The organism is Thalassospira sp. B30-1, from assembly GCF_015767575.1.
Lineage (GTDB): Bacteria > Pseudomonadota > Alphaproteobacteria > Rhodospirillales > Thalassospiraceae > Thalassospira > Thalassospira xiamenensis.
Map to the genome: position 1 here is coordinate 3,816,984 of NZ_CP065232.1, position 14,176 is coordinate 3,831,159.

The following is a 14,176-nucleotide window of genomic DNA, read 5'->3' on the forward strand; positions in this document are numbered from 1 at the left end:
AATTGATTTTCACCCAAGGGTAAACAACAATTTTGCTAGTTTAGGCTTGCTATAACAACGTCGGTGATCCGCTGCAGCTGTTGCTCATCAAGGCCAGGGTGCATCGGAATACTTATCACTTTTCGCGCAAGATTTTCTGAGACATTCATGCCATCCCCCAAATTCGGGAACGACTTGTATGCTGTCTGCATATGCATCGGCACAGGATAATAAATTGCCGTTGCAATACCATGCTCCCGACACGCATTTTCGATCAACGACCTGTCCTCTGCCACAATTGTGAACTGGGCCCAGACAGATTTATACCCTTGCGGTACCTTTTGGCACGATACGTAAGGAGACAGCGTTTCTGTGTAAAATGCCGCGACTTCATTTCTTATTGCTATTTCACTTTCAAAAATCGAAAGTTTTTCTAACAATATCGCCGCCTGTATCGTATCCAGCCTGCTGTTCAATCCAATTCTTACGTTATCGTATTTGTCTTGCCCCTTGCCGTGAAACCTCAAAGAACGCAGCTCTTCGGCTTTTTGAGGTTCATCAGTGAAAATTGCTCCTCCGTCGCCATAGCATCCCAGTGGTTTCGCTGGAAAGAAGCTCGTGGTTGTATAATCCGCCAACACACCGGTGCGACACCCATCAATCTCCGCCCCAAAGCTTTGAGCCGCGTCTGCAATCAGGACCATGCCTTCTCTGGTCGCTATTTCGCGCAAGGCATGATAATTCGCCGGCAATCCAAAGATATCAACAGCCACAATTATCCTCGGCCGCAACCCAAGTGCCTTCGCCTTTTCGATACCTGCTTCGAGACTTGCCGGATCAATGTTGAATGTGCGCGAATCAACATCAACCAATATAGGCGTAGCCCCAGTGCCAGGGACAATTTCAGCCGTCGCAACGAAGGTAAAAGACGGTGCGAATACGGCATCTCCGTGACCAACACCTTCGGCCATCATCACAAGCGACAATGCATCAGTACCATTTGCACAAGTTACAACGTGTTTTGCACCAGTGAACTCTGCAAGTTTCTCTTCGAGCTCCGCAACCTCGGGACCCAGGATGTACTTTCCATGATCAAGAACCCTGGCCACAGCTGCATCAATCCGGTCACGAATACGTTCCTGCTGCGCCGCAAGGTCAATGAGCGCAATCTGTTTAGTCACTTGTTACTTCCTCCAAGAGGCCCTCAGCCACTTCCCGATATTTTCTGCCCTCACGCGGGCATACCAGATCCTCTCCCAGCATTTCACCTGCATGACTTGCCCACCCGATACGTCTTGCCGGAACACCTGCCATTACTGCGAACTTGGGAACATCTCGTGTTACAACGGCCCCGGCACCGATAAAGGCGTACTCATTTATCGTCACACCGCAAACAATCGTGCAATTCGCACCAAGAGATGCACCTCGCTTGACCAGTGTACTCTTGTATTCATCCTTTTTTTCAACCCCGGCACGCGGATTGATTACATTGGTGAACACCATACTTGGACCGCAGAAAACTTCGTCTTCCAACGTTACGTTGTCATAGATCGAGACATTGTTCTGGACCTTCACCCGGTCCCCAAGAACGACCTTGTTCCCGACAAAAACGTTTTGCCCCAAGGAACACCCGGCACCTATGCGCGCACCACCGCACACATGAACCCAATGCCAAATACGACAGTCTTCCTTGATTAACGCGCCCTCATCCACGATCGCTGTCTCATGGATAAAGGTTGATGCACCAATGGTTGTCATAGTTTCACGTTCATGCAGAAAGGATGGAAATCACCAGAAAGCGAGGCCGGTGTCATCTTGCGAATGTCATAAACTGTTTCGATGCAAGCTCGGGCATCTTCAATACCAAACCCGCCACCTGCAAGAATGTCACGATAACTGTCTGTATGCAATTCGGTGAAGCCATCCGAGAATTCAAGCTCTTCGTCTTCAATGAGAATGGAGCGATAGGTTCTCTTACCCGCTGACTTTGCGTCTGCCGGGAGATATTCCGGGTTGATCGACAAGAACCAGCGCACACGAGCATGATCATATTCCAGATAACCAGATGCAACATCAGCCTCATGCAGGTGTACGACATTGTTTCGAACATCACCAAACACCCACCCGAGCATATCAAAGAAATGAACACCAATATTCGAAGCGATACCGCCGGACTTTTTGACATCGCCCTTCCAGCTTACACCATACCAGTGCCCACGGGACGTCAGATATGTCAGATCAACATCAAAGACCTTGTCTTTCGGTGCATTGGCAACCTTGTCACGCAATGCCTTGATTGCCGGATGCAGACGAAGTTGCAGAATGTTGTATATTTTTGCGTCACCCTCGCGCTCGATTTCCGACAGTGCATCTATGTTCCAAGGTGTTAGCACCAAGGGCTTTTCACAAATCGCGTGCGCCTGATTACGGAGTGCGTGACGGATATGAGCATCATGCAGATAGTTTGGAGAGCAAATACTGAAATAATCAACTCCTGTGCCCTGACGTCGCAACAGGTCTATGTGCCGGTCAAAACGCTCGAATTCCACAAAGAAATCCGCATCCGGAAAATGACTGTCAATGACGCCCACTGAATCATTGGGATCAAATGCTGCAACCAGGCTGTTCCCAGTATCCTTGATCGCTTTCATATGGCGTGGAGCTATATACCCAGCGGCACCAACCAATGCAAAGTTCGTCATTTTTGTCCTTCATTCTCTCATATCAAGCAAGGCTCAGGGCAGACACTTCTGCACAAAAACCCCACATTACACAATAGTATTTTCTCGTCAGAGGGTACTCAACCAGAACAAAGCGAAACGGGAGAAAACACCCCACTCAAAAGCATAGGTCATCGCTTCAAGTTCTTTAACTTACATGCTTAGAAGCACTGACCCTCCCCCCATATCAGTCTCACTCATAGGGTGAGTGCTTGGTTTGATTTAAGTGCCATACCCTGAAGGGACCGCAAGGGGCCTTGGGCTCGTTGCGGCCCCTCTTACAGGGCCGTTGAATGCCTGCGCAAACTGAGCCGGTGTTTGATAGTTGAGCAAGGAGTGGGGCCGGATGGTGTTATAGTGTTTCCATCAGGCCTCAATGATCTTGCGGGCTCCGTGGATGCTTGCAAACCAGTTCTCATTTAGGCATTCTGTGTCGGTTTGCTAGGGTGGATAAACCGTAGCTTCACCCCGGTTTTGTACGACCATTCAAACATCGCCCGGGAAGTCAGTTTAGGGCCGTTGTCATGAACCAGTTCGTCCGGATAGCCATGGATAATGGCCAGTTGATCAAGATATCGGGTGAGCCACTTGCCAGATATCGAGACGTCAACAATTTGGCCTAGACAGCCCCGCGTACAATCATCGACGATATTCAAGACCCGGAACCGACGTCCGTTCCACAGGCCATCCGAAACGAAGTCCAAAGACCAACGTTGGTTGCGGCGAACGGCTGCCTTGAGAAGAATGCGATCCCGATGCGCCAGCCGTTTGCGTTTGCGGCGACACACCTGAAGGCCTTCTTCACAATACAGGCGATAGATTCGCTTGGCATTGACCACGAGACCTTGCCTTGCGCAGAAAGACATGCAGGCGCAAATAGCCATAGCGGCGATACTGACCTGCCAACACCTTGAGGCGTGACCGTGCCGGCGCATCATCCTCTCTTCTGGAAGCATAATGCAAAACCGCGCGGCTGATCCCGACAAGCCCGCAGGCGCGGCGTTCGGTAAACTGGTGCTCTGCTGTCAGGTGAGCAACCGCCAAACGCCGCGACGCAGGCTTTAAAAGCTTTTTGCCAAAAGATATTTCAGAGCGGCGTTGTCGAGCATCGATTCCGCATACAGCTTTTTCAGTCTGGCGTTCTCTGCCTCAAGTTCACGAAGCCGCCTGGCATCGGATATCTCCATCCCGCCAAACTTCGACTTCCAACGGCAAAAGGTATGCTTGGCAATACCATGACGGCGGATGATATCCTTCACCGCAAATCCCGCTTCCTGTTCCTTCAAAACCCCGATGATCTGTTCTTGCGAAAAGCGCTTCTTCATCTCGAGTTCTCCTTTGCCTTAGTTTGGAAAACTCACTCCAAAAATGCGACTGTTTTCGGAGAGAAGGTCAGCACTACTGCCATTGAGCAAGAGCACTTGCCTTAACAGCGATATTAACTGAAGCAGCAAAAACCTGGGAGAAAAAACGAAGGAGAGAACCGGCCCAAAGCCGTTTGAACCTAAAGAAGTCCGCACCCTCTATTTGAGGGTTACTCATTTAGTAGGCAAACAAAACTGCGCTAGAGGGAACTCTTAGATGCAAGCTCAAAAACCGCCAAAGTCTCCTCACTCACATGATGCTCGATCCCCTCGGCATCAAATTCCGCGATAGCAGGGTCGACGCCCAATGCGATCAGGAAATTATAGACGATCTCGTGGCGCTTGCGGCATTTCTCGGCAAGCTCCTTACCCTGATCGGTCAGAAAAATCGAGCGATATGGGCGTGATGTGACAAAGCCGTCACGCTCCAGGCGCTTGATCGTATTGTTGACCGTCGCCGCCGTCACGCCAAAGCGTTCGGCAAGGGCGACGGATCGCGCCTCGCCTTCTTCCTGGATCAGGTCGGCGATCATTTCGACGTAATCCTCGGTTACCTCGCGGGCATGGGCGTCGCGCAATTGCGCAAAAACTTCGGCCTTGTTGTGTCGCGGATGACGCGCATTCGGATCGCCCATTCACAGCTCCTTTGAAATCCCCAAGGTCTTCATATCAACATAGTGTGCAAAAATCAATTTAGCCTTGACTAACTTTAAAAGTCCGCACATAAATAGGGGATATTGGCAGACTGATTTTAACTTGCATCACAGGACCGCCTCACATGTCGCTTCGCCGCATCGCCCGGAATTTAGGTTTTGCCCTTGCTGCCGTCTGCGGCTTTGTTGCCGTTTCGGTGACAGCTGCCTCTGCCAAGCCGATTGATGTTGTCGCCACGACATCCATGATCGCCGACGCGGCGCGTCAGGTTGCAGGCGACCGCGCAAAGGTCACCGCCCTGATGGGCCCCGGGGTTGATCCGCATTCCTATCGCCAGACACGCAGCGACATTGCCGCCATGGCGCGCGCCGATCTGGTTTTGTGGCATGGCCTGTATCTTGAGGCACAGCTTGAGGAATTCTTCCTTGATCTGGAAAAGCGCCGCAATGTCATTGCCGTCGGCGAAGCAATCGACACGTCAAAGCTTCTGAGCCATGCGCAATATAAAGGCCGCTATGACCCGCATGTCTGGATGGACCCGCAATTGTGGGAAACCGTGGTGCTGGCGGTTCGTGATGCGCTGATCAAGACCGATCCCGAGGGCGAGGCCACCTATCGCGCCAATGCCGACAAGCATATTGCCGATATCGAAAAGCTGATTACCTACATGCAATTGGTCACCAAAACAGTGCCGGAAAAAAGCCGTGTGCTGTTGACCGCGCATGACGCGTTCAGCTATTTCGGGCGCGGCTATGATTTCGAGGTTCTGGGCATTCAGGGCATTTCAACAGAATCCGAAGCCGGCCTTCGTCGGGTCGAGGAACTGGTCGACACCATTGTTGATCGCAAGATCGCCGCGGTCTTTGTTGAAAGTTCCGTGCCGGAGCGTAATGTGCGCGCCCTGATCGAGGGTGCTGCCGCGCGCGGCCAGAAAGTTGAAATCGGCGGCACGCTGTTTTCCGATGCCATGGGAGAGCCAGGCACCTATGAAGGCACCTATATCGGCATGATCGACCATAACGCGACCCTGATCACCCGTGCGCTTGGCGGCGATGCCCCGGCCACCGGGATGCAGGGCAAACTGGCCGCCGGCTCCTGAGCCGCGCCACCGAAGGAACTGTCATGAGCAACGCAGAACTGATTGCAGAAGCCGGAAAGATCGTTGATGTCGCGGGCAAGGATGCGCCGCTGACGGTGCGTGGCCTTACGGTATCCTATGGCAACAAACCGGCGGTCTTTTCTGTCGATGCCTCTATCCCGGCGGGCTCCATGACCGCAATCATCGGGCCGAACGGGGCGGGCAAATCGACCTTCCTGAAAGGGACACTTGGCGTGATCCCCCGGCTGTCTGGCGAAATACGCATTTTCGGCAAACCGTTTCACGAGGCACGCGACCGGGTGGCCTATGTTCCGCAACGCGCCAGTGTTGACTGGGATTTCCCCGCACGCGTTATCGATGTCGTCCTGATGGGGCTTTATGGCTCGGTCGGGCTGTTTCGTTTCTGGCGGGCGCGCCACCGCCAACAGGCCATGGAATGCCTTGAACGCGTCGGCATGGCCGACTTCGCCACCCGTCAGATCGGGCAGCTTTCCGGCGGTCAGCAGCAACGCGTATTCCTTGCACGCGCATTGGCGCAAAATGCCGAATTTTACCTGCTCGACGAACCCTTTGCCGGGGTCGATGCCGCAACCGAACGGGCCATTGTCGCCGTCCTTAAGGACCTTAAGTCCGAAGGCCGGACAGTTGTTTGCGTGCATCATGACCTATCCACGGTTGCCGAGTATTTTGACCGCGTGCTTCTGATCAATGTGCGCCGCATTGCCGAAGGCCCGGTCGATACCACCTTTACCGCCGCCAATTTGCAGGAAACCTATGGCGGGCGACTGGCGACCACGCATATCGATGAATTGCGTCTTGCCTGATCAAATGCCCGTCTTGGCAAAGCCATCGGAACCACTCAGATGAGTTTTCTTGATTACTTCATAAGCGCCCTTTTCCTTCAGGCCGGATATAACAGCGCCCTTGTCGCGGTTGGGGCCGGGTTGCTGGGCCTTGCCGGGGGTGGTGCCGGTGCGTTTATTTTCCTGCGCAAACGAGCCCTTGTTTCCGATGCGATCAGTCACGCCACCCTGCCCGGTGTTGGTATTGCTTTCATCTTGATGGTTGCCTTTGGCGGGGATGGCCGCTGGTTACCCGGATTGATCATCGGATCGGCCATTTCATCGGGCATCGGGCTTTTGATGGTCGAATGGATCACACGCCAGACCCGCCTGACCGAGGATGCCGCAATCGGGGCGGTTCTGTCGGTTTTCTTTGGGCTTGGCATCGTTTTGCTGACGATTATTCAAACCATGTCGTCAGGCCGTCAGGCCGGGCTTGAAAACTTCCTGCTGGGATCGACCGCTGGCATGCTGATCAGCGAGGCAACCACAATTGCGATTGCCGGTGCCCTTGCCACCGCCTTTGTTTTCATGCTGCGCCGTCCGATGACGCTAGTGGCGTTTGATCCGGAATATGCCGCAACAACCGGTATCAATGTCCGTCATATTGATCTGGCCATGATGGGGCTGGCGCTGATTGTTACCGTGATCGGGCTCAAGATCGTCGGTCTGATCCTGATTGTTGCCCTGCTGATCATTCCGCCGGTTACCGCCCGGTTCTGGACCAATCAGGTCGGACCGATGATCGGTATTGCCGCCGCCATTGGCGGACTTGCCGGTTATATCGGGGCGGTGTTTTCGGCCGCCGCCGCCTCGCTCCCGACCGGGCCGATCATTGTTCTGGTGGCGTTCGGGTTCTTTGTCTTTTCCGCATTGTTTTCACCGCTTCGTGGCGGTCTGGCATCGGCCCTGCGTCATTGGCGTTTCCAGCGCCGCGTGCATCGCCGTCAGGGGCTTTTGGCACTGGCGCGACGCGAACCGATCTATGATGGATTTACCCTTCGCATCCTGCGTCAGTCCGGCATGATACGGCCTGACGGGGTGGCAACCCTGCGTGGTAAAACCGCATCGCAAAAGGCCGCCCATGACGAAGCAAGATGGGCGATGGCGCGGCGCATCCTGCCCGATGATTCAGCGATTGAACGCTATGACGGTCTGACCCCGATCGAGGATATGATGACACAGGATCAGATCGACGAAATCGACCGCGTGATTGCCGAACAGACCGGATCCCCCGCATGATCGACAATCTGATCACCGCCCTGGGTGCTGAATTTGTGCAACTCAGCCTGACACCAATCGTGATCGGTATTCTGGGTGCGGTTGCCTGTGCCCTGCCCGGGAATTTCCTTTTGCTGCGTCGCCAGGCCCTGATCGGAGATGCGATCAGTCATGTCGTCCTACCCGGTATTGTCGTGGCATTTCTGGTAACCGGCACCATCACGGCCGTACCGATGATGATCGGTGCGGGCTGTGCCGCCATTGTTGCCGTCATCGTGATCGAGCTTGTCAAACGGCTTGGCCGGGTTGAGCCGGGGGCCGCGATGGGGCTTGTTTTTACAACCCTTTTTGCCGCCGGTGTGCTGCTGCTTGAAATCACAGACACCAGTTCGGTGCACATCGATGTGCAACATGCGTTGCTGGGCAATCTTGAAAGCCTGATCTGGTTTGATGCCGAAGGATGGCAATCGTTGCTTGACCCGGCGGCCCTGGCAACCCTTCCGCCCCAGTTACCGCGACTGGCGGTCGTTCTTTTGGGGATCGTGCTGTTCATCACGCTATTCTGGAAAGAATTGAAAATATCGACCTTTGATGCCGCCTTTGCCGAGGCGATTGGCATTCGAACCCGTGTACTGGGATTTGCGCTGGTTGTCGCCACCGCAATTGCCGCAGTTGCCGCCTTTGATGCGGTCGGATCGATCATTGTGATTGCGATGTTTGTCTGCCCGCCTGCCGCAGCCCGCCTGATGACCAACCAGCTTGGCTGGCAGATCGGATGGAGCGTTGTGTTTGCCGTAATTTCGGCAGTTCTGGGTTATGTTTTTGCCGGATACGGGCCGGGCTGGTTCGGGTCGCCCTATGCGGTCAGTGCGGCCGGCATGATCGCCACGATTTCCGGTATTATCCTGTTGCTGGCCTGTCTGTTCGGACCGCAACGCAAACGTACCGGCCAGCGCGCCGAAGCGTAAAGGAGGCTTGCATGACAATGACAAAACTGACCGGATCAACACTTGATCTTAAACGGGCATCGCGCCGATTGGCAAAAATCCGCCGCGCGATTGCCGCCGCCCGCAAGCTGGGTGCCTGAAACCGGCATCAGTTTGATCTCGCCCTGAGCCTTCCAGAACGGCATACTGGGAGCATGGTGAAATCTGTATTCTATCGCTATCTGTCGACTGCCTGTTTTAGCTGTCTGCTGTCGGGCATGGCGGGTGGCGTGGCATTACCTGCAAAAGCACAGGAATTCAGAACCCTTGCAGACATCGAACGTGACCTGAACCGTTATGAAAAGGTTGCACTGCACAGTTTCGCCGACCGTGCTTCCTTTCTGTCGATCATTGATCGGACGCTTGGCCTTGATAACATAAAAGGTGTGGATCTGCTGTTTGCCAAACTGCCGCAGTCGCCCTTTACCGTATCGGGACGCCGCGGCAACAATCAGGCAGTACCGTGCCAGATTTTCATTCCGGCAAAAATCGCACCGGGTAGCGGGACTGAAATTTTCGCCGACCTGATGCGCGGCTGGTTTGGCAATCAGCTTCACTATTCCAGCAGTGCCGATCTGACCTATGGCTGGTTGATGCGCCACGAAGTGCGCCATTGCGATCCGTCACATTTCGGCGATGGCGGCACCAAGGAACGCGATAACGAAATCGAAGCCGATCTTTTCGCGCTGAACGTCATCACCGATCCGGTTGTTCGTAAAAAGCTGGCGCAGGATGCGCTGGCATTTCGCATGATCACCGCGACCCTGTTTGCCAGCAGCAGCCATATGACCGGCCTGTCACTGAAACGTGCATTGCATGACACACAATCAGGAAACGATCCGACGGCTGCCGACGAAATGGCGGCCTTTCTTGCGGCGCGACAACAAGTCTTCGATCACGCCAAAGCCATCACCACAGGCCCCCGTCCGACCAATCACGATATCATTCGCGCCGTGATCGAACTGGCAGGCACGCAACAAGGCAATCTGCTGGTTGCGGAAATTCTGGTCGACCTTGATCAGGCCATCGCCCATTTCGCCCCCGAACTGCACGACCGAAGCAAATCAGTCCAATAGCACCTGAACAAAAATCAGGCCGTCTTGCGCCAGAAGGTCATGGCGAGACACTGATCACGGTCAAGGCCGACTTCCTTCCGCCATATCTGATGAATGGATTTATAGCTGGCCTGCTCGACCCCGGCCCAGCAATAGACACGCGCCCGATCCTTGGGCACTTCGATACGGCTGACCGCCTCGCGGATCGGACTGGTATCGGTTGCGGGATGGGTATCACGACACACCCATTCAATCGCGATCCGGCTTTTGGTGGCCAGATCGATGATGTCAGCCGAACTTTGTATCTCGATCAATGCATGTCCGCTGGCATGTTCGGGCAGTTCTTCAAGATAACGGCCAATCGCCGGAAGGGCGGTTTCGTCACCTGCAAACAGGAACCAGTCGGCATCGGGCAGTTCCCCACCCAGCGGCCCGGTCATGCCGATCCGGTCCCCCGGTTGCGCATGAAGCGCAAAGGCAGACCCGGGGCCGTTATCGCCATGCATGACAAAGTCCACCTCGATCCAGCCTGCCTTGGCATCGATCCGGCGGATGGTGTAAACCCTTGGCGCAACCGCATTTTCACCCTCGGGCCAGACCACCATACCATTGGGGGCCAATGTCGGCCATTGCGGTTCGCCAACATCACGTGGCGGGATCAGAAGGCGCATGTGAATGCCATCGCCATCGTAAAATTCCAGATCATCCCCCGCCAGCCGCAACCGGCGCATATGAGATGACAGGTCCGTCACACCAATCACACGAAGTTCCCGGAAGTTCGGCAGCTTGCCGTTGCTTTCCCCCGCCCCCTTCCAGCGGCAGTCAAGATCGGCTTCGGGTACGATGCTTTGCAGGATGGCAATAAGTGCGGCCTTCATCTGTGCAACACCGGCCTCGCTTTTTGAGCCGACTTCGATATCAAGGTGCTTTTCACCGGGCTGCAAAGTCAGATGCCCGACCGAAAGTGAAATCTTCGCACCGTTGTCATCGTTCGTCACATCGCAATCATGTTCGGCATAATAAGCTGCAACCGCGTTTGCGACATCGGCACTTGCGCTCAGAACGATGCGGGTTTTGGCAATCAGCGGGCTGTCAGACTTTACAGGCATCAGATGACTTTCGGTGGCGGTTGGGGGCAACGATTGACCGTGCATCATTGATAATAAAACTGATAGGCATTCTCAATAAAATTATTGTCATTGCAATCGTCGGGTCATGTTACATCATGGCCCGACCCGCACCGGTCGGATGCGTGCACCAATGCATGAATGACCGGAAGTCCATGATCCATAAAGACGAAACAATGCCATGACCGATAAAATCCGCCGCCTGAAGTCCTTTGAATTCGCCACTGCCGTTGATTGGGCCGCACAGGAAGGCTGGAATCCGGGTTTTTCGGACGCGGATGCGTTTTTCAATACCGATCCGCTGGGCTTCTGGGGGACGTTTGACAAACAGGGGCTGGCCGCCGTGATTTCAGCCGTGCATTACAATTCGGATTACGGATTTGTCGGCTTTTACATCTGCCGCCCTGATCGTCGCGGCGAAGGCCTTGGTTTGCGGCTTTGGGAAACCGTGCTGGGCGAGGCGGTTGCCAAAACAATCGGTCTTGATGGCGTTGTCGATCAGCAGGAAAACTATCGTAAATCTGGCTTTGAGTTGGCCCATCGCAACCTGCGCTTTGGCGGCGTGGTTACGGCACAAAACCCGCAAAACGACGACCTGTTCGAACTTCTGATCAATGATATCGCCATCATTGATGCCTTCGAACAGACCTGCAAACTGTTCCCGGAAAGCCGGATCGAGTTTCTGCGCGGCTGGATTTCTGCGGAAAAGCACACCGCACTGGCTCTTCGCGGCCCGATGGGATTGCGCGGCTATGGCGTGATCCGGCCGTGCCGCACCGGGCATAAGGTCGGGCCGCTTTTTGCCGACAATATCGACGATGCCCGCACCCTGTTCCAAGCCCTGCTTGCCACCCGCAAGGAACAGGATCAGCCGGTCTATCTTGATATCCCCGATGGCAATGAAGCCGCCCGTGCCCTGGTCGAAGAACACGGCATGCAGGCGGAATTTGAAACCGCGCGCATGTATCGCGGCAAAGCCCCAGAACTGAATCTTGAAATGACGTTTGGCATTACATCGTTTGAATTAGGCTGACTATCCTTACCGGTGGGTTGAGCCCCCGACAAAAGTCGACTAACAAACGTATAGTATGTCCTAGACATTCGCGATAAGCATATAAGCGGATCGGGAAGGCACAGATATGGATTGTTCGCGCCGAGCGAACGAATTATGCCGGATTTTATCCGCTTGCTATGGAAAATCCGTCTGCAACCTCCCAATTTGATGGATTGAAACGGAAAATATAACCGCCAACACCATGACACGTATCAGGGGTACCGCGTTTTGATGTTTGCCAGAACAGAATGGCTGCCTGACAGTCTGGAAGAAAGATTGCCTTTTTCGATCCCGAACCAGCTTTTGCCGCATGAATTCATAACGCCGGAAAACGTATAAGCATCATGGATATTGCAACACTTATCGGGATCGTCGCCGGTATGGGGGTTATCTTTGGCGCCATCCTTATGGGCGGCAGCCTGAATGCCTTTGTCGATCTGCCATCGATCATGGTTGTTTTTGGCGGCACGGCGGCGGCAACGCTGATTAAATTCCCGATGCGTGATGTGATCAAGTCGCTGAAGATCGGGATCAGGATCGCCTTCAAGAACCCAAAGGAAGATCCGCTGTCGATCTATGAAAAGGCCATCGAACTTTCAACACTGGTGCGCAAGAACGGCCTTCTGGGGCTTGAGAATGTCGAGATTGAAAACGACATCATGGCGCGCGGCATTCGCATGTGTGTTGATGGCCATAGCGGTGAAGTCATTCGAAGTTCGATCTCGAGCGAGGTCGAAAAATCGATCCAGAATGACGAACTTGGCGAACTGATGTTCCGCGGGATTGGTGATACCGCCCCGGCCTTTGGCATGATCGGCACACTGGTCGGTCTGGTGCAGATGCTGGCCAACCTGTCGGACCCCGATGCCATCGGCCCGGCCATGGCGATTGCGATGCTGACCACCTTTTATGGTGCGGTTCTAGCCAACCTGATTGCGCTTCCGGTTGCCGACAAATTGGCCCTTAAGGTCGAACAGCTTAAAAGCACCAAGCAGTTGATTATCGAATCTGTGGTCCAGATTCAATCAAGCCAAAGCCCATTGGTGATGAAGGAAATTCTTGGGCCCTATTTGCCGGGCGGTATCCCCAAAGATACCGACAGCGAAGGCGGCGAATAAACCGCGCAACATTCATTTACGACAGATACATAAGGCAACAGGCGTAGAAGATGGCAAAGAAACCGGCAGCAGGAGCTCCCGCATGGATGGCGACATTCGCCGATCTCATGTCATTGCTGCTCGTGCTGTTTGTGCTGTTGCTCACCTTTGCCGAAATGGATGTCATCAAATACAAACAGATTGCCGGATCGGTCAAAACCGCGTTTGGCTTTAGCAAGCAGGACGAACTGGCCGGTGTTGTCGAACTTGATGGTTCGATCCTTGGCAAGGCGCTGAAACAGCCGACCCCTGACACCCCCCGCATTGTTTCCAACATCCCGCCCGTCGAAACGCCCGAGATCGAGATAAAGGAAGGCGACAGCAAATCTGAAAAGGCCGAGGCCCTCGAAGAAACACTGGAAACCGTGCTTCATAAAATGGGCATGACAAACCAGATCGGCGTTGATCGAAAAGACGGCGACGTGGTTGTCCGTTTTCCAAACGAGATTGCCTTTCCATCCGGCTCTTCGGGGATGACAGCGGAATTTGCGGCCATCCTGAACCGGCTTGTACCGGTCATCAATCAGACCGAAGGTCAGGTCGTGGTTTCCGGCCACACCGATAACATTCCGGTATCGTCAAATTCGCCCTATATCTCGAACTGGGATTTATCGGCGGCGCGGGCCACATCGGTCATCCATTACATGATTGATCAGAATGGTACCGACCCGGCCCGCATGGTTGTGCAGGGCCACGGTGACAGCCGCCCGATTGCCGACAACAGCACGCCCGAAGGCCGGGCACAAAACCGACGCGTCGAAATCATGATCGAAATGGTCGATGACGCCGGAAACAATAGCGGCGCGACGACATCCGGACCGACCGGTGGCACAAACACGGAAACAGGCAGTGATGGCATTCCATCACCCGAACAACGTCGAAGCTTTTCAGTACCGGGCAACCAGTAATCATCGGATG

General features: G+C 54.2%; 13 protein-coding genes and 1 pseudogene. 8 read left to right on the top strand and 6 right to left on the bottom strand.

Annotated features, from left to right (window positions below):
• Positions 1-35: 35 nt before the first annotated feature.
• The 5 genes and pseudogenes from IT971_RS17935 to mntR form a co-directional block, all read right to left on the bottom strand.
• On the bottom strand, positions 36-1,160 hold the full coding sequence (locus tag IT971_RS17935; RefSeq protein WP_065701755.1) for a DegT/DnrJ/EryC1/StrS aminotransferase family protein: 1,125 nt from the start codon (positions 1,158-1,160) through the stop codon (positions 36-38).
• Positions 1,153-1,737 carry an acyltransferase gene (locus IT971_RS17940; RefSeq protein ID WP_065701756.1) on the bottom strand — a complete coding sequence of 195 codons (585 nt, stop codon included), beginning with the start codon at positions 1,735-1,737 and terminating at the stop codon, positions 1,153-1,155. The genes IT971_RS17935 and IT971_RS17940 overlap by 8 nt, the downstream gene beginning before the upstream one ends.
• Positions 1,734-2,681 carry a Gfo/Idh/MocA family protein gene (locus IT971_RS17945; RefSeq protein WP_065701757.1) on the bottom strand — a complete coding sequence of 316 codons (948 nt, stop codon included), beginning with the start codon at positions 2,679-2,681 and terminating at the stop codon, positions 1,734-1,736. Before IT971_RS17945 ends, IT971_RS17940 begins: the two co-directional genes overlap by 4 nt.
• A 240-nt stretch (positions 2,682-2,921) precedes the next feature.
• Positions 2,922-4,024, bottom strand: a pseudogene (locus tag IT971_RS17950) (IS3 family transposase).
• 239 nt (positions 4,025-4,263) lie between these two features.
• Positions 4,264-4,698, bottom strand: coding sequence for a manganese-binding transcriptional regulator MntR (gene mntR, locus IT971_RS17955; RefSeq protein WP_065701760.1), 435 nt, complete (start codon positions 4,696-4,698; stop codon positions 4,264-4,266).
• A 143-nt stretch (positions 4,699-4,841) separates the two neighbouring features.
• On the opposite strand from mntR, the gene IT971_RS17960 reads away from it, so the two are divergent.
• The 5 genes from IT971_RS17960 to IT971_RS17980 all read left to right on the top strand — a co-directional run bounded on the left by IT971_RS17960 (position 4,842) and on the right by IT971_RS17980 (position 9,941).
• Complete coding sequence (locus IT971_RS17960) at positions 4,842-5,816, top strand: metal ABC transporter solute-binding protein, Zn/Mn family (RefSeq protein ID WP_065701761.1); 975 nt, start codon at positions 4,842-4,844, stop codon at positions 5,814-5,816.
• A gap of 23 nt (positions 5,817-5,839) precedes the next feature.
• Positions 5,840-6,640 carry a metal ABC transporter ATP-binding protein gene (locus tag IT971_RS17965; RefSeq protein WP_065701762.1) on the top strand — a complete coding sequence of 267 codons (801 nt, stop codon included), beginning with the start codon at positions 5,840-5,842 and terminating at the stop codon, positions 6,638-6,640.
• Between the two features lie 39 nt (positions 6,641-6,679).
• Positions 6,680-7,900 carry a metal ABC transporter permease gene (locus IT971_RS17970; RefSeq protein ID WP_065701763.1) on the top strand — a complete coding sequence of 407 codons (1,221 nt, stop codon included), beginning with the start codon at positions 6,680-6,682 and terminating at the stop codon, positions 7,898-7,900.
• Positions 7,897-8,847, top strand: coding sequence for a metal ABC transporter permease (locus IT971_RS17975; protein ID WP_065701764.1), 951 nt, complete (start codon positions 7,897-7,899; stop codon positions 8,845-8,847). Before IT971_RS17970 ends, IT971_RS17975 begins: the two co-directional genes overlap by 4 nt.
• A gap of 173 nt (positions 8,848-9,020) precedes the next feature.
• Positions 9,021-9,941, top strand: coding sequence for a hypothetical protein (locus IT971_RS17980; RefSeq protein ID WP_065701765.1), 921 nt, complete (start codon positions 9,021-9,023; stop codon positions 9,939-9,941).
• 14 nt (positions 9,942-9,955) lie between these two features.
• Here the strand turns inward: IT971_RS17980 and IT971_RS17985 are convergent, their stop codons facing one another.
• Positions 9,956-11,029 (bottom strand): siderophore-interacting protein, encoded by a 1,074-nt coding sequence (locus IT971_RS17985; protein ID WP_065702139.1) that lies wholly within the window; start codon positions 11,027-11,029, stop codon positions 9,956-9,958.
• Between the two features lie 199 nt (positions 11,030-11,228).
• On the opposite strand from IT971_RS17985, the gene IT971_RS17990 reads away from it, so the two are divergent.
• From IT971_RS17990 to IT971_RS18000, 3 genes are all read left to right on the top strand, one after another.
• Entirely contained in the window at positions 11,229-12,080 is an 852-nt protein-coding gene (locus tag IT971_RS17990) for a GNAT family N-acetyltransferase (RefSeq protein WP_065701766.1), read from the top strand.
• Between the two features lie 365 nt (positions 12,081-12,445).
• Positions 12,446-13,219, top strand: coding sequence for a motility protein A (locus IT971_RS17995; RefSeq protein WP_007090151.1), 774 nt, complete (start codon positions 12,446-12,448; stop codon positions 13,217-13,219).
• Positions 13,220-13,269: 50 nt separating this feature from the next.
• On the top strand, positions 13,270-14,166 hold the full coding sequence (locus tag IT971_RS18000) for an OmpA family protein (protein WP_074624792.1): 897 nt from the start codon (positions 13,270-13,272) through the stop codon (positions 14,164-14,166).
• Positions 14,167-14,176: the final 10 nt, after the last annotated feature.